The sequence below is a fragment of the Arthrobacter sp. MW3 TE3886 genome, from assembly GCF_041262145.1.
In the GTDB taxonomy this organism is placed as follows: domain Bacteria; phylum Actinomycetota; class Actinomycetes; order Actinomycetales; family Micrococcaceae; genus Arthrobacter.
The window spans coordinates 4497312-4512132 of sequence record NZ_JBGCAN010000001.1; the positions used below are offsets into that span (position 1 = coordinate 4497312).

Genomic DNA, 14821 nt, shown 5'->3' on the forward strand with positions numbered 1-14821 from the left:
GGGCAGTCTATCGAGCGCCACGGCGGGGGAACAGGGGATGCTCGCTTACGGGGCAGTACCGGCCGCCGGCAGCCCCGCGACGTCGGCCAGCACCGCGAGGTGGTGGCCGAAGAGCTCCTCCGGGGCAGTGAATGTGCCGGCGCCGTACTGGCCGAAAACTTCGAAGCTGACGGCGCCGAAGAGTGCGGTCCAGGCGAGCACGCCGCGGGCCAGAAGGTCATCCGGCACCGTCAGGCCGAACTCGGCGCGGATCTTCGCCAGATCCCCGGCTAGTCCGGCGGCCACGGCAGGGCCCTGCCGGCCGGCCTCGGCCAGCCGCCCGGCCCGGAAGGCGCCGTCGAGGATGCCAATGAGGGCCGTTATCACCCTCGTCCCGGGGCCGGTGGTCCGCTCTGCCGGGGCCTGGTAACCCGGCACCGGACTGCCAAAGAGCAGGGCGTAGCGGGACGGCTCGCGCAGCGCCCAGCCCCGCACCGCGCCCCCCAGCGCCGCGAAGCGCCCGCCGAAGTCATCCTCGGGCACCGCCCCGACGGCAGCATCCACCGCATCGCCGAGGTCGTTGTAGGCATCAATCAGCAGAAGGGTCAGCAGCTCCTCGCGGCTCTCCACATAGCGGTACACCGCCGAGGAGACGACGCCGAGATCACGGGCCACGGCACGGAGGGACAGCGCGGCGGCCCCGTGCAGCGCCAGATGCTCCCGGCCCAGCCGGACGATATCGGCGACGGTCTGGGCCCGGGCACGCTCGCGTGGGGTGCGCGGCCGGACAGCCGCGGCGGCCGCTCCGGCCTGGCTGGCTGCAACGCCGGCGTCTATCGCGCCCGCAGTCCTGTCCTCTGGCATGAGTCCAGCATTCCACATACAAGAGCACTGTCAACAAATGTGAGCACCGCTCTTGACTTGCCGGGCCCCGGCGTCGCATCCTGAATGGGAGAGCACTGCTCTCGATAGTTCAAAGGAGATCGGAATGTCCCAACCTGCAGCCTCCGGGCACCAATCGTCCAGGCTCTATGTCGTCACAGGGGCCGGCCCGGTGGGCTGGACCGTCGCGGAACAGCTGGCTGCGGCGGGCCACCGGGTGCGCCTCCTGACGAGGTCCGGCAGCGGACCCGCCCATCCGCTGGTGGAAAGACTGTCCATCGACGTTTCCGAGCCCGCCCGGCTCGGCGAGGCCTTCCGGGGCGCCGCGGCCGTTTTTCACTGCATCCACGGCTCGCGGTACAACGCCGAAGTGTGGGCCAGGGAACTGCCGGCCGCCGAGCTGAACGTGCTCGCTGCGGCGGGCGCGGCGGGCGCCGTCGTGGTCTTTCCGGAAAGCCTGTACTCCTACAGCACGCCGGAAAACATCATGACCGAGGACAGCCCCCGGCAGGCGCAGGGCGGCAAGCGCGGCGTCCGGACCGCGCTGCTCGCTGCCCGCGCGGCGTCCCCCACCGCTACTGTGAGCATGGTGGCCGGCGACTTCTTCGGCCCGCGGGTCCGCAACTCGCACGCCGGCGAGCGCATGGTCCGGCCCGTCGCGGCCGGCAAGCCAATGCAGGTGATCGGGCGGACGGACCAGCCGCATTCCTTCACGTACGTCCCGGACCTCGCGGCCGCCATGATTGCCGCGGCAGGCAGGGCTGAGGTGTGGAACCGGGTGTGGCATGCGCCCACCGGACCTGCGCTTACCCAGCGCGAGATCGCGGGGGCATTCGCCAAGGCGGCCGGCGCCCGGGCACCGCGGGTCACCGGCGTACCCGGGTGGGCAGTGAAGGCAATGGGCTTCTTTTCCCCGGATATGCGGGAGCTGGCCGAGACCATGTACCAGTTCGAGCACCCCTTCGTCATGGATTCCACGGCGAGCCAGGCCGCCCTGGGGCTGACACCAACCCCGCTGCATGAGGCGGCCGCCGCCACCGTCGCCTGGTGGGGCGACGGTGGACGGTGACTGGGGGACAGTGACGGCGGCCGCGGTGTTCGGTCCCGCCTAACGGACCCCTGCCTCCTCATTTTCTGCCGGATTTGCGGCAGACAGAGAGTACCGGGCGCCGTCGCGGGCCGCGGCTCCGCTCCCGGGCCGGCCGAGCTTGCCGGGCCACCAAAGCCGCGGGCCGATGTCGTAGGCCAGCGCGGGCACCAGCAGGGAGCGGACCAGCACCGTGTCCAGCAAGACGCCGAACGCGACGATGAAGGCGAGCTGGACCAGGAACATGATCGGGATGACGCCGAGGGCCGCAAAGGTGGCCGCCAGGACCACCCCGGCAGAGGTGATGACCCCGCCCGTCACGCCGAGGCCGCGCAGGATGCCGGCCCGGGTGCCGTGCTTGAGGGATTCCTCCCGGACCCGGCTCATCAGGAAGATGTTGTAGTCGACGCCGAGCGCCACGAGGAACACGAAGCCGAACAGGGGCACTGTTGCGTCCGCTCCGGGGAAGCCGAAGACGTTGTTGAACACGAAGGCGGAGACGCCCATCGCCGCGGCATAGGACAGGACCACGGAGGCGACCAGCAGGACCGGGGCGAGCACCGAGCGCAGCAGCAGCATGAGGATGACCAGGATGACACCCAGGACCACCGGGATGATGGTGACGAGGTCACGCTGGGCCGTGGTGTTCGTATCCAGGGCCGTGGCTGTCACTCCGCCGACCAAAACCCCGCCGTCGATCTTCTTCAGTTCCTGGCGGAGCGATAGCACTGCGTTTTCGGCGTCGGTGGAGTCGGCGGCGTGGTCCAGTGTCGCGTTGATCAGGACTTTCCCGTCCCTGACGGCCGGGGCAGCCGGCACGCCCGGGGCGCCGGTGATGACCGGGGCACCGCCGTCGGCCAGCAGATAGGCGTCCCCGACGCCGTCGCTGGCCTTGACCTTCGCCAGCACGTTCTGGGCCTTTGCCTCGTCGGCCACGATCACCGCGGGGCTGCCGGACCCGGCGTCGAAGTGCCGGCCCAGGGCTTCTTGGCCGTCCACGGCGTTGGAGGCGGTGAGGATGACGTCAGTCTGGGCGACGCCGTTGGCCTTGAGCTGCAGGAGGCCGGCACCGGCCACAAGGAGCAACAGGACGGAGGCGACCCAGACCGTGCGCGGCCGGCGGGCAACGAGCGATCCGGTGGCCCGCCACAGCCCGTTCTGGCCCTCCAGCCCGGTGACCAGCTCCGGTTCCCGCTGGGTTTCCTGCAGCAGCTTGGGCCGGAACGGCCAGAACGCCGCCCGGCCCAGCAGCGCCATCAGGGCCGGCAGCAGGGTCAGTGCCGCGAACAGCGCGCAAAGGATGCCCGCCGCCGCCACCGGGCCGAGGGCCTTGTTGGAGTTGAGGTCGGAGAAGAGCAGGCAGAGCAGTGCGATGATCACGGTGGCGCCGGAGGCCAGGATCGGCTCCCAGGCGGCCTTCCACGCGGTGAGCGCGGCGGCCGTCCGGTCGGTGGTGTGGGTCAGTGCCTCGCGGAACCGTGCCACGTACAGCAGGGCGTAGTCGGTGGCAGCGCCGATCACCAGGATGGACAAGATGCCCTGGCTTTGGCCGTTCAGCTGGATCCAGCCGGCCTTGGCCATGCCGAACACCAGCAGGATCGCGGCGCACAGCGCGAACACTGAAGTGAAGAGCACCATGACGGGCAGCAGCAGCGACCGGTAGACGATCAGCAGGATCAGGAACACGGCGCCGAGGGCCACCAGCAGCAGGATGCCGTCGATGCCGGCGAAGGCACTCACGAGATCCGCTGTGAGCCCGGCCGGCCCGGTCACGAAAGTCCGCATTCCTGCCGGCGCGGACGCCTGGACCTCGTTGCGCAGCTCCTTAACTACCGTCTTCACTTCCGCCGAGGAATCGATGGGCACGACGAACTGCACCGCCTTGGCGTCCTCGGACGGGATGGGTCCGATCACCGTACTGCCGGCTTGCAGGGCCTCCAGCGTGCCCTTGAGGGCCGCGGCCTCGCGGAGCTGGGCCGGGGTGAAGGCGGAGTCGCTTTCCACCACGATCACGGCGGGGATCTCCGTGGAATCCCTGAACTTGGCCTGCCAGTCCGCGGCTTCGGTGGCCTCGGCACCGGCGGGAAGGAATGATGCCTGGTCGTTGGATGACACCTCGCTCAGGCGGCCGAATGTCGGGCCGCCGATGCCGGCGATCGCCAGCCAGGCCAGGACGAGCACTGCGGGAACCAGCCAGCGCAGCCAGAGCGGGGCGCGCGTCGTAGCGGGCGAAGTGGTTTTCATGTTTCCTTCCAAGGGTGCGCTTCGGAGTAGGACCTGAGATAAACTCCATAGTAGACTATCTCCATCATAGAGATAAGACGGCGGCGCGCCCTACCGGAGGAGAATGGGAGGACAACCGGCGTCGTCCCGCTCCGCAGACCCTGCAGTAGACTCCCGAAGGCGCCGTCGACAGCGCCGACCTGCCGCGGTCAGACCGCCGGGGCAGAATCAAGGGACGAAGGAGGTCTGCCGTGTCAGCCGAATCCCCGGGCCTATCCGATAACGCAGGCCCAACCAAAGACGCGGTCCCGCCCAAGAACACAGTCCCGCCCGAAGCCGCCGGCCCGCCGCCCCTGGTCCGGATCCTGCAGGAATTCACCCTCGAAGCCAACCGCTATGTGGACTCCGCCGGCGGCCGCAACGACATGCACCGCACGGACCTCAACGCCCTCGCCGTCATCATGCGGCACGCGGCGCGGGACCAGATTGTCACTCCAGGGGTGCTGAGGAAAGAGCTGAACCTCAGTTCCCCGGCCACTACGGCCCTGATCGACCGGCTCTACAGTTCCGGCCACGTGGTCCGTGAGCGCGAGGGCGCGGACCGCCGCCAGGTACAGCTGCGCATGACCCCCAAGGCCTACCGGGACGGCGGCGCAATGTTCCTCCCGCTGGCCCGCCACATGGGTGCAGCCATGGCGAACTTCACCCCGGAGGAACTGGAGATCGTCACCCGGTTCATGAACTCCATGATCGATGCCACCGTCCGGGCCGGTGAGGAAGCAGCCCGCGGGCCCGGGCCGGAGCAGGAGCCGGGGCAGCGCCCCGGCTGATTCGCGGCCCGTTGCGTCACGGGTGGGCGGCGGCGCGTTGCGTCACGGGTGGGCGGCAGCCTGCGGCCGGCCACCGGGGACCGCCGCCAGTACGGGAGGCGCCGTCTCCGGCGTCGTCTCCGGTTCCGGGGCCCGGCCAAAGCGCCTGCCGACGCCGACGGCGGCCGCTGCCAGCGCCAGCGGGACCCCCAGCGCCCAGCCGCTGAAAAGCAGCACCGCCACCATGACCCCGGCCGCCAGGATCACGCCGTACCAGGCCGCCGTGCGCGGCTGCAGCAGCCGGATGCCGGCAGCGAGCCCAAACGCGGTGACGGCCGTGAAACACGCCGAAGCGGCGCCGATCTGGAATTGCATGTCGGTGAGTCCGGCGATGGCCGCGGCGAAGGACAGCAGCGTCAGGACGGCCAGGGTTGCCAGGCTTCCGGCGGGCACCTGTCCCCGCCCGGCGCCGCGGGCAAGGGCGGGCGGCAGCACGCCGTCGGACGCCAGGGCCGCCCCGAGCCGGCTGGCTCCGGCCACGAAGGTGTTGATGGGGCCGAATGTCAACACGGCGGCGGCCACCGCGGTGAGCGGGGCCGCCAGTGAGCCCAACCCCTTCTCCAGCAACGCCGCGACGGGCACCGCCGTAGCGGGCAGCTCCGGGCCGAGGACGGCCACCGAGGCGGCCACAACGCCGATGTAGACCGCGCCCACCACAATCAGCGTGAGCCACGTGGCCCGCCGGAGATCCCGCCCGGGATTCCGGAACTCCCCGGCAAGGTGGGAGACGGCTTCCCAGCCGGCGAAGCAGAAGAACAGCAGGCTCGCGGCGCCGCCGACCGACCAGTAGCCGTGCGGGGCGAAGGGCTGGAAATTCTCCGCTTTTGCGTGGGGCGCCGCGAGCACGACGGCGAGGGCGAGCAGTCCCACCAGCAGCACCATGAGCGCCAGCTGCACGCGGCTGGAAACCCTGATGCCGACGGCGTTGCTCGCGAAGGCGGCCAGCAGGATCACTGCCGCCGCGAGGACCGCGGTGTTCCGGCCGCCGCCGACCGCGTAGGCGATGTAGTTGCCGCCGATCACTGCCGTTGCCGGGGCGCCGAAGGGGATCGAAAAGTAGAAGAGGTACCCGGCCACCACCGAGGCGCGGCGCCCAAAGGCACGCTTGACGAAGTGGGCGATCCCCCCGGCGTCGGGCTGCTGGCGGCTCATCTCGGCGAAGCTGAAGGCAACCGGAATGCAGAACACCAGCAGGACGGCCCAGGCCAGGAGCGACGCCGGGCCGGCCTCCTTGGCTGCGATGGCGGGGAGCACCAGGACGCCCGAGCCGAGGATCGCCCCGACATAGATTCCGGTGGCCCGGAACAGGCCCAGTCCCTTGCCGGCGTCGCTGTTGCTGTTGCTGTTGCTGTTGCTGTTGCTGTTGTTGATCTCCACCCCTCCATTCATCCGCAGAATCCCCGGCGCCGGAAGCTGCAAAACTGACGGCCAGCCGCAAAAAACTGCCTGCCGGCGCGAGCCTGCTGACCCGCAGTTGAGGAGTCCACCCTTTTACGGGCGCGGGAGGGTAGCGTTCCATTATGAGTGCGCAGCAGCCTGACGATGTGTACACGCACGGCCATCACGAGTCGGTGGTCCGTGCCCATGCCTCCCGTACGGCGGAAAACTCGGCAGCGTTCGTGATCCCGCATCTCACGCCCGGGACGTCCGTCCTCGACGTCGGCTGCGGGCCGGGCAGCATCACATGCGACTTCGCGGAGCTCGTGGCGCCGGGCAGGGTCACGGGCCTGGACCGCTCCCCCGACATCACCGCCCAGGCCGCGGCCCTCGCCGTCGAGCGCGGCGTGGACAATGTCAGCTTTGCCGTCGGCAACATCTACGACCTCGACTTCCCGGACGAATCCTTCGACGTCGTCCACGCCCATCAGGTCCTCCAGCACCTCACGGACCCGGTCGCGGCCCTGCGGGAGATGCGTCGGGCGGCCAAGGCCGGCGGGATCGTGGCGGTGCGCGACGCTGACTTCCACGGCATGAGCTGGTACCCGGCCATCCCAGAGCTCGACGACTGGATGGAGCTTTACCAGCGGATCGCCCGCCGCAACGGCGCCGAGCCCGACGCCGGCCGCCGGCTCGTGTCCTGGGCGCAGGCCGCCGGGTTCACGGACGTGGCGCCGTCCAGCAGCAACTGGCTCTACGCGACCGGACATGAGCGGCGCTGGCAGGCCCGGGTGTGGGGTGAGCGGGTGCTGCATTCGTCCTTTGCCGACCAGGCGCTCGAGTACGGCTTGGCCAGCGAGGCGGACCTGGCCCGGATATCCGCGGGCTGGCACCGGTGGGGCTCCACCGACGACGGCTGGTTCCTGATTCCGAACGGCGAGGTCATCGCCCGGGCGTGAGCGGCCGGTCTGTTTGTCCACATAAGCGCTCGTGGCCCTAGAGCTCCGGGCGCGGGGGTCATAGCGTCAAAACATGATCATCCAAGCAGGTTTTGACTTCCAGGTTCTCGCCCGCCCGTTTATCGTCCAGGACGGCAAGCTCATGCCAAAGCTGGTGGTGATGTGCGTGGACGAGGAAATGCGGTTGGACACAGTCGAGGTCATGGCCGAAGATTTTGCTGGTTCCCTGACGCCTTTCCACGATGCTGTCCTGGCAGCGCTGCATCCGGAATTCACCAAGTACTTTGCGATCGCCCACCCTGGGAGATTCAGCGAATACGACTTCTCGGAGCCAATCATGGATGAGGCAGACGCATTGGAATCGAAAGCAGCAGAACGGGGCGTGCAGCTGATCGGCCACTTCGCCATCGACGAAACGGGTTATATGTCTGCCCGCGCGCACTCCTACTTCGACCAGTATCCGAGTCACGATGACCTTCCCAGGACCATGTTCCACTGGTCTCATTCGAGGCTGGGCAAGTGTGCCCGGGCGTGAGCGGCGGCCAGCGGTCACAGCACCGGCACAGCCTGCCGAAAGTGCAGCCATAACTCCGCGCCTGAGGCTGGGTACAGGCCGAAACCTCGGCCGGCCCGGAAGCCCGGGCCCCAGCAAAGGAGTTTCACCATGGCAAAGATCAACAAGACCACCGCGGGCATCATGCTCGCTGCGGTGATCGGCGGCGGCGCCATTGGCGCGTCGGCCATCCCCGCGATGGCTGCCGATTCCACCGGCAGTTCGTCCTCGGCCCAGGCCACCGACGGCTATGGCACCGGGGGCCAGCGCGGCCCGCACCAGGCCAACGGAAAGACGGAGGAGGTCCTCACCGGCGACACCGCCACGAAGGTTGAGGCCGCGGTAAAGGCCGCCCAGCCGGATGCGACGATCGAGCGGATGGAGACCGACGCCGACGGCGCCACCTACGAAGCCCACATCACGAAGGCGGACGGCACGCGCGCCACTGTCCTGCTGGATGCCAACTTCACGGTGACCGCAACCGAGGAAGGCCAGGGCGGACCCGGCGGCGGCCATGGCGGCCCCGGCGACACCGCCACGGATGGCTACATGTCCAACGGCTAACCCAGCGGGTCTTGGGCGCGCCCCGGGCACGCCCAAGACCCGTATTCTCGCGGCACAGCCGGCCTCCGGGGCGTTCGCCGTCGCGTTGCCGGCAGCCATTCCCTGCGGCCGGGTCTGCGGATAGGGTGCATTAGATATCTGCACCGGAGACCCACGGCAAGGAGAACCCCATGCGCAAATTGACGGCCGGCCTTTTCTGCTCTGTAGACGGCGTGGTTGAAGACCCGTTCAAGTGGCAATTCGACAGCTTCGACGAAGAACTGGGTGCCGGGATGGGCGAGATGATGGGCCGGATCGACACAGCACTCCTCGGCCGGGTGGGCTACCAGCAATGGGCAGAATACTGGCCCAACGCCGAAAGCGACGCCGACTTCGCCGGATTCATCAATCCGCTGCCGAAATTTGTCGCGTCCCGGACCCTGACCGGGGAGCTGGAATGGCAAAATTCGCGCCTGATCGAGGGCCCGCTGGAGGACTTCGTCGCGGCCCTGAAAAACAGCGACGGCGGCGAAATAGGGATCTTCAGCAGCATTTCCTTGGTCCACCAATTGCTGTTCGCCGGGCTGCTCGACACCTTGATGCTGATCGTTCATCCCGTAATCGCGGGCAGCGGGCGGCGGCTGTTCAACGACGGCGATCCCCTCACCCGGCTGGAGCTGCAGCGGTCCCAGCAGACCAGCAAAGGCAACATGATTCTCAGCTACGGCCTCCGCGGCGACTGACTCCCGTCATCAAACCGGGCCGGCCACGGCCGGGACCGTAAACTTACCTCGTGCAACCTTCCCTTTGGCTCGCCCTGGCCGGCGCCGGCGTCCTGATCAGCTTCACTCCCGGCGCGGGCGCCATCAACACCATGAGCAACTCCCTGAACTCGGGATTCCGCCGGTCCCTCTGGGGCATCCTGGGCCAGCAGGCCGCCCTCGTGGTGCACATCCTGATCGTGGCCCTCGGCGTCGGCGTGCTCGTGGCGAGCTCACCGGTTGCCTTCAACGTGATCCGCTACGCCGGCGCCGCCTACCTGGTTTACCTGGGCATCCGGCAGTTCCTGCACAAGCCGGACCTCGACCAGGAGAAGGCCGCCGCCCTGCGCAACGAGCCGGGCCTGTCCATGTTCCGCCGTGGCCTCTGGGTCAATCTGCTCAACCCCAAAGCCGTGGTCTTCTTCCTGGCCTTCATGCCGCAGTTCATCCGCCCGGAGCAGCCGCTGCTGCCGCAGTACGTGGTCCTGGCTGCCACCGTGATCGTGATCGACGTCCTGGTCATGTGGTTCTTCTTCGCGGCAGCGGCCAGGTCCTTCCAGCGCTTCACCCACGACGCCCGTGGACAAAAGGTCCTGAACCGGACGTTTGGCGGGCTCTTCGTCGGCGTCGGCGTCCTGCTGGCCGCGATCCACTAAGCGCCGCGGCCGCCGGCGTCCCGGCACCGGCGGAACGGTCAGCGGGCCGCGTCCGTCCGTCCGTCCGTCCGTCCGGGGGCACTTTGCGGGCAATATTCGACGCCGGCACCTTTGTTGGCGGCGTGTCCGCGCCAAAGTGCCCCCGGACCGCAGCCGCGCCCCGGGCCGCGTGCTGGGCCATGTTGCAGGCTGGGGCTTCCCCCTCCCCGTCAGACGTGGCCGGACGTGAGCTTCCGCAGATCAGCTTTCCGGATCTTGCCGCTCGCGGTCCGGGGCATCTCGTCCACGAAGACGACGGATTTGGGGATCTTGTACCGCGCCAGCCGGCCCTCCAGGTGGGAGCGCAGCTGCTCTTCCGTGAGCCGGACCCCCTCCCGCAGCAGCACCACGGCGCGCGGCACCTCGCCCCACTTCTCGTCCGGCACACCGATCACCGCGACGCTTCCGACGGCGTCGAGCTCGGCGATCGCCTGCTCCACCTCGGCCGGGTAGATATTCTCCCCGCCGGAAATGATCATGTCCTTGAGCCGGTCGGAGATGAACACGAAGCCGTCCGGGTCCTTGTAGCCCATGTCGCCGGACTTGAACCAGCCGTCCCCTGTGTAGGAGTCCGCGGAGGCCGTGCTCCTTGAAGTAGCCGAAGGCCTCCCGTGCACAGGTGAAGGTGCCGCGCAGGTGGACGTTGATCACGGCGTCGAAGTCCTCGTCCGTCATTTTCAGCAGGCTCTTGTCCCGCAGGATGCCGGCGTTGGTGACCAGAATGTCCAGCCGACCAAACTCCGTGACGGCTGCCTGCACGAGCTGCTTGGCGACGTCGGAGCTGCCCACCGGGGCAACGACGGCGGATGCGCGGCCGCCGTCGGACTGAATCGTCCGGACGGCGTCTGCGGCGACCTCGGCGTCCACATCGTTGACGACGACGGCGGCGCCCTGCCGGGCCAGTTCCCGGGCGTAGGCCAGGCCGAGGCCCCGGCCGCTTCCGGTGACGATTGCTACTTTTCCTGACAGGCTCATTGCCGCTCCTTTGCTAGCTGCCGTGTGCATCCGTCCGTGCGGCATGGGATGCTGTTCTGCATCCATGAAAATATGGATAGTTGAAAAAGTCAATGATTTATTTTTGGGACTATTGGAGTTGGGCATGCCGACCGAAGCAGACGAACAGCTGGACATCGTGCCGACCGAGAAGCTTGTGGCGGCGACCATCAGCCAGGACGCGGGCTTCCTGCTGGCCAAACTTCATGCCTCCGGCTCGGTCCTGAACAACCGCGCGCTGGCCGACTTTGGCCTCAAGGAGCGCTCCTATTCGGTGCTGGCCCTGGCCAACAGCGAGCTGGAGCCCACCCAGCGGGAGATGGCGGAGTTCCTCAGCCTGGACCCCAGCCAGATCGTCGCCCTGATTGACGAGCTCGAGAAGCGCGGACTGGTGATCCGCGCGCCCGGGAAGCAGGATCGTCGCGCCAAGATCGTCTCGGCGACCGCCGAAGGGGCAGCCGTCTTCCGGCAGGCCGAGGCCGCGGCGCGGGAAGCGGAAGCCGCAGCGCTGGCCGGCCTTAACGGCACCGAAATCGCGGCCCTCAAAGGACTGCTGCGCAAGGCACTGTGGGGACCGGCGGCCTGAATCCGGGCCAGCGGGGCATGGCCGCGGAATGGCCGCGGGAATTGGAGAAGGAGGAACCGTGACCGTTCGGAGCGCCGGCATTCTGCTCTACCGCCTGGGGAGCGCGTCCCCGCCCGTCGGGGCGCCCCAGTCGGGCAGCACACCGCAGCTTGAGGTCTGGATAGCCCACATGGGCGGACCGTTCTGGGCCCGCAAGGACGCCCGCGGCTGGTCCATCCCCAAGGGTGAATACGCCGCCGACGAGGACCCGCTGGCGGCCGCGCACCGCGAGTTCGCGGAGGAAATCGGCACGCCGGCACCGGCCGCCGAGTACCACCGGCTCGGCGACTTCCGCCAGCCCTCCGGGAAGATCATCACGGTCTTCACGGCCGAAGCGGACTTTCAGCCCGAACGCATCGTGAGCAACACCTTCGAGCTGGAGTGGCCGAGGGGATCCGGTGCGGTCAGCAGCTTCCCGGAGATCGACCGCGCCGAATGGACCGCCGGGCCCGCAGCCCGGTCCAGGCTGGTCAAGGGCCAGCTGCCCGTCCTCGACGCGCTGGTCCGGCACCTTGGGCTGGACCCGGCCGCACCCGAGCCTGGGCATGACAATAGCTAAAAATCGATTGACACCTTTTGTAATACATCGCGGGGGTCAGCTAGCCAAGCGGCCCCGGATCGTTCATGCTTAGCTATGACCTCAATGTCGAGCCAGTACCGGATCATCGCGGTCTGCACCGGAAACATCTGCCGGTCGCCGATGGCCGAACTCATGCTGGCGGAGGCATTCCGGGCCGAGCGCCTGACCGGGGCCGTGATCGATTCCGCCGGCACCACCGCCTATGAGGCCGGCCGGCCCATCGATCCCCGGGCCGCGCGCAAACTCACGGCGCAAAACATCGCTTCGGACCGCCACGTGGCGCGCGAATGGCGGCCCGAATGGTTCGCCAGCCGGGAGCTGATCCTGGCCCTCGACGTCGACCACTACGGCTGGCTCCGGCAGGCAGCACCGGACCGGGAATCCCTGGCCAAGATCCGCATGCTCCGCAGCTTCGACCCCGCCGTGGCGGACAAGGACCCGCTGGAGCAGGGCATCGAGGACCCGTGGTACGGCGGCCACACCGACTTCGACACCACCTGGAACCTCATCCGGGCCTCCCTTCCGGGGATTGTGCAGCATGTGCGCACCGAGCTTGAGCGGCAGAACGGGCAACATCACGGCAGTGACCAACCCAAGGCACAGCAGCCGGTACGCTCTATTTCATGAGCCCCGCACCCGTCATCATCGCAATCGACGGGCGCTCCGGCTCCGGCAAGACCACCCTGGCCATCGAACTGGCGGCGCGGCTGAGGGAACACCACAAGGTCTCGCTCTTCCACCTTGAGGACATCTACCCCGGCTGGAACGGGCTGGCGGCGGGGATCGAACGCTACGTCACCACCGTGCTTTCACCCTTGCGGCGCGGGGAGAATGCGGAATGGGTCAGCTGGGACTGGGAACGGCACTACGACGGCGAAGCCCGCACCACACGCCCGGCCGAAATCCTCCTGGTGGAGGGCGTCGGTGCCGCCGCGGCGGCCGCGGCACCCCTGCTGGACGCCGTGATCTGGGCGGACTCCTCCGACGCGGACCGCCGGGCACGGGCGCTGGCCCGGGACGGCGACACCTACGAACCGTTTTGGGACCAGTGGGCTGCCCAGGAAGCGGAGTGGCTGGCGGCCGATGACGTCCCGGCCCGCGCGGATGTGCACGTGCTCAACCTGGCGGACGGCACCGCCCCGGACGACGTCCTGCAGGCCCTTCAGTACCTTCCCGCCGTCGCCTCCTCCCTGCTGCCCGAACTCGCCGCCCGGCGCGGGCTGCAATTGCTGGCAGAACGGATCCAGGCCCAGCCCGAGCCCGCGCAACTGTTTGCGGCGCTCTTTGGCGGTTCAACCAACGCCGTGTGGCTTGACTCCTCCCTGGACCCGGCAGGCCTGGCCCCGGAGGCTGCGGAGCGCAGCCGCTTCAGCATCCTGGCCGACGACGGCGGCCGCTTCGGCCAGTCCGTCCGGCACAGTTCCGGACGGACCCGCGTCAGTACCGGCCAGGCCACCGTGACAACCGATGGGCCGTTCTTCCGCTGGCTCGACGGCGTGTGGGGCCGCCGCGCGCTCCGTGCACCCGAGGCCTACCCGTGCGAGTTCACCCTGGGCTGGCTCGGGTACCTCGGCTATGAGCTCAAACGCGAAACCGGCGGCAACGACGTCACCGCCGCCACCCCGGACGCCTGCCTGATCTTCGCCGGCCGCGCCGTGGTCCTCGACCACGCCGAGGGCACAGCCTGGCTGCTGACCCTGGACGCGCCCGACGCCGGGGACTGGCTTGGGGCGGCCCGCACGGCCGTCACCGCGGCCGCGCCGGCGCCCGGGGCCGTGCCCGCTGCCCCGGCCCAGCGTGTCAGCGCCCCGCCGCCCGCCGCTCCGCGCTTCGCCGCCCGGGACACGGAAGCCGGCTACAAGGCCAAAGTCACCGAGGCCCAGCATGAGATCGCGGAAGGAAACACCTATGAGGTCTGCCTGACCACGGTGCTCACCGCTGCCCCGCCCGCGGGGCCTCAGGGCATGGATCCGTGGCCGGCCTACCTGGAGCTGCGGCGCCGCAACCCGGCCCCCTTCGCCAGTTTTCTGCGGTTCGGCGAGCTCGCCGTGGCGAGCACGTCGCCGGAGCGGTTCCTGCAGATTGCCGCGGACGGCAGGATGCGGGCAGAGCCGATCAAGGGCACCCGCCGCCGCGATCCGGAACCGGGGACGGATGCCGCCCTGCGGGAGGAGCTGGAATCGTCGGCCAAGGACCGCGCGGAAAACATCATGATCGTGGACCTGTTGCGCAATGACTTGAGCCATTTCGCCGTCCCGGGTTCGGTGGCCGTCAGCCGGCTGTGCGCGATCGAGAGCTACGCCACCGTGCACCAAATGGTGAGCACCATCGATGCCCGGCTGCGGCCCGGGATGCCGCGGGCCGAGGCGGTCGCGGCCTGCTTCCCCGCCGGTTCGATGACCGGCGCCCCGAAGGTCAGCACCATGGCAATCCTGGACCGGCTGGAGGCCGCACCGCGCGGAGTGTACTCCGGGGCGATCGGCTACTTCTCCCTGAACGGGGCCGCCGACCTCGCCGTGGCAATCCGGACCCTCGTGGTCAGGGCCCTGGGCGCGGGTGCCGCGGAACTGAGCCTCGGCGTCGGCGGCGCCGTCACCGCCGACTCGACGCCGCAGGAGGAGTACGAGGAAATCCGGACCAAAGCGTTCGGCGTCCTCTCGGCGCTCGGCGCCGAGTTTCCCCAAGGCTGAGTCGG

14 protein-coding genes and 2 pseudogenes are annotated in these 14821 nt (G+C 68.9%); 11 read left to right on the forward strand and 5 right to left on the reverse strand.

Features of this window, described 5'->3' with window-relative positions; translation table 11 throughout:
- Nucleotides 1-45 precede the first annotated feature (45 nt).
- On the reverse strand, nt 46-843 hold the full coding sequence (locus tag ABH915_RS20545; protein ID WP_370124796.1) for a TetR/AcrR family transcriptional regulator: 798 nt from the start codon (nt 841-843) through the stop codon (nt 46-48).
- Nucleotides 844-967: 124 nt separating this feature from the next.
- Here ABH915_RS20545 and ABH915_RS20550 point away from each other — a divergent pair, with 124 nt between their 5' ends.
- Nucleotides 968-1930: an NAD-dependent epimerase/dehydratase family protein gene (locus ABH915_RS20550; protein WP_370124798.1), complete on the forward strand. Its 963-nt coding sequence runs from the start codon at nt 968-970 to the stop codon at nt 1928-1930.
- Between the two features lie 39 nt (nt 1931-1969).
- On the opposite strand, the gene ABH915_RS20555 is transcribed toward ABH915_RS20550, so the two are convergent.
- The gene (locus tag ABH915_RS20555) at nt 1970-4192 is read right to left on the reverse strand and encodes an MMPL family transporter (RefSeq protein WP_370124800.1); all 2223 of its coding nucleotides are present in this window, start codon (nt 4190-4192) and stop codon (nt 1970-1972) included.
- Nucleotides 4193-4422: 230 nt separating this feature from the next.
- On the opposite strand from ABH915_RS20555, the gene ABH915_RS20560 reads away from it, so the two are divergent.
- On the forward strand, nt 4423-5001 hold the full coding sequence (locus tag ABH915_RS20560) for a MarR family winged helix-turn-helix transcriptional regulator (RefSeq protein ID WP_370124802.1): 579 nt from the start codon (nt 4423-4425) through the stop codon (nt 4999-5001).
- Between the two features lie 42 nt (nt 5002-5043).
- On the opposite strand, the gene ABH915_RS20565 is transcribed toward ABH915_RS20560, so the two are convergent.
- A complete protein-coding gene (locus tag ABH915_RS20565; protein ID WP_370124804.1) occupies nt 5044-6417 on the reverse strand; it encodes an APC family permease in 1374 nt (457 codons plus the stop codon).
- A 143-nt stretch (nt 6418-6560) separates the two neighbouring features.
- Here ABH915_RS20565 and ABH915_RS20570 point away from each other — a divergent pair, with 143 nt between their 5' ends.
- The 5 genes from ABH915_RS20570 to ABH915_RS20590 all read left to right on the forward strand — a co-directional run bounded on the left by ABH915_RS20570 (nt 6561) and on the right by ABH915_RS20590 (nt 9889).
- Complete coding sequence (locus tag ABH915_RS20570) at nt 6561-7376, forward strand: methyltransferase domain-containing protein (RefSeq protein WP_370124806.1); 816 nt, start codon at nt 6561-6563, stop codon at nt 7374-7376.
- A gap of 73 nt (nt 7377-7449) precedes the next feature.
- Nucleotides 7450-7911 carry a hypothetical protein gene (locus tag ABH915_RS20575; RefSeq protein WP_370124808.1) on the forward strand — a complete coding sequence of 154 codons (462 nt, stop codon included), beginning with the start codon at nt 7450-7452 and terminating at the stop codon, nt 7909-7911.
- A 129-nt stretch (nt 7912-8040) separates the two neighbouring features.
- The gene (locus ABH915_RS20580; RefSeq protein ID WP_370124810.1) at nt 8041-8493 is read left to right on the forward strand and encodes a hypothetical protein; all 453 of its coding nucleotides are present in this window, start codon (nt 8041-8043) and stop codon (nt 8491-8493) included.
- A gap of 170 nt (nt 8494-8663) precedes the next feature.
- Nucleotides 8664-9215, forward strand: coding sequence for a dihydrofolate reductase family protein (locus tag ABH915_RS20585; protein WP_370124812.1), 552 nt, complete (start codon nt 8664-8666; stop codon nt 9213-9215).
- Between the two features lie 50 nt (nt 9216-9265).
- Nucleotides 9266-9889 carry a LysE family transporter gene (locus ABH915_RS20590; protein WP_079550732.1) on the forward strand — a complete coding sequence of 208 codons (624 nt, stop codon included), beginning with the start codon at nt 9266-9268 and terminating at the stop codon, nt 9887-9889.
- A 209-nt stretch (nt 9890-10098) separates the two neighbouring features.
- On the opposite strand, the pseudogene ABH915_RS20595 reads toward ABH915_RS20590, so the two are convergent.
- Nucleotides 10099-10521: pseudogene (locus tag ABH915_RS20595) on the reverse strand (p-hydroxycinnamoyl-CoA synthetase); the annotation flags it as partial.
- Nucleotides 10499-10903, reverse strand: a pseudogene (locus ABH915_RS20600) (SDR family NAD(P)-dependent oxidoreductase); the annotation flags it as partial. The pseudogenes ABH915_RS20600 and ABH915_RS20595, both read right to left, overlap by 23 nt.
- A gap of 124 nt (nt 10904-11027) precedes the next feature.
- Here ABH915_RS20600 and ABH915_RS20605 point away from each other — a divergent pair.
- The 4 genes from ABH915_RS20605 to pabB all read left to right on the forward strand — a co-directional run bounded on the left by ABH915_RS20605 (nt 11028) and on the right by pabB (nt 14816).
- Nucleotides 11028-11507 carry a MarR family winged helix-turn-helix transcriptional regulator gene (locus tag ABH915_RS20605; RefSeq protein ID WP_018774065.1) on the forward strand — a complete coding sequence of 160 codons (480 nt, stop codon included), beginning with the start codon at nt 11028-11030 and terminating at the stop codon, nt 11505-11507.
- A gap of 58 nt (nt 11508-11565) precedes the next feature.
- Complete coding sequence (locus ABH915_RS20610) at nt 11566-12105, forward strand: NUDIX domain-containing protein (protein ID WP_370124815.1); 540 nt, start codon at nt 11566-11568, stop codon at nt 12103-12105.
- Between the two features lie 75 nt (nt 12106-12180).
- Nucleotides 12181-12753, forward strand: coding sequence for a low molecular weight protein-tyrosine-phosphatase (locus tag ABH915_RS20615; RefSeq protein WP_370124817.1), 573 nt, complete (start codon nt 12181-12183; stop codon nt 12751-12753).
- On the forward strand, nt 12750-14816 hold the full coding sequence (pabB, locus tag ABH915_RS20620) for an aminodeoxychorismate synthase component I (protein ID WP_370124819.1): 2067 nt from the start codon (nt 12750-12752) through the stop codon (nt 14814-14816). The genes ABH915_RS20615 and pabB overlap by 4 nt, the downstream gene beginning before the upstream one ends.
- Nucleotides 14817-14821: the final 5 nt, after the last annotated feature.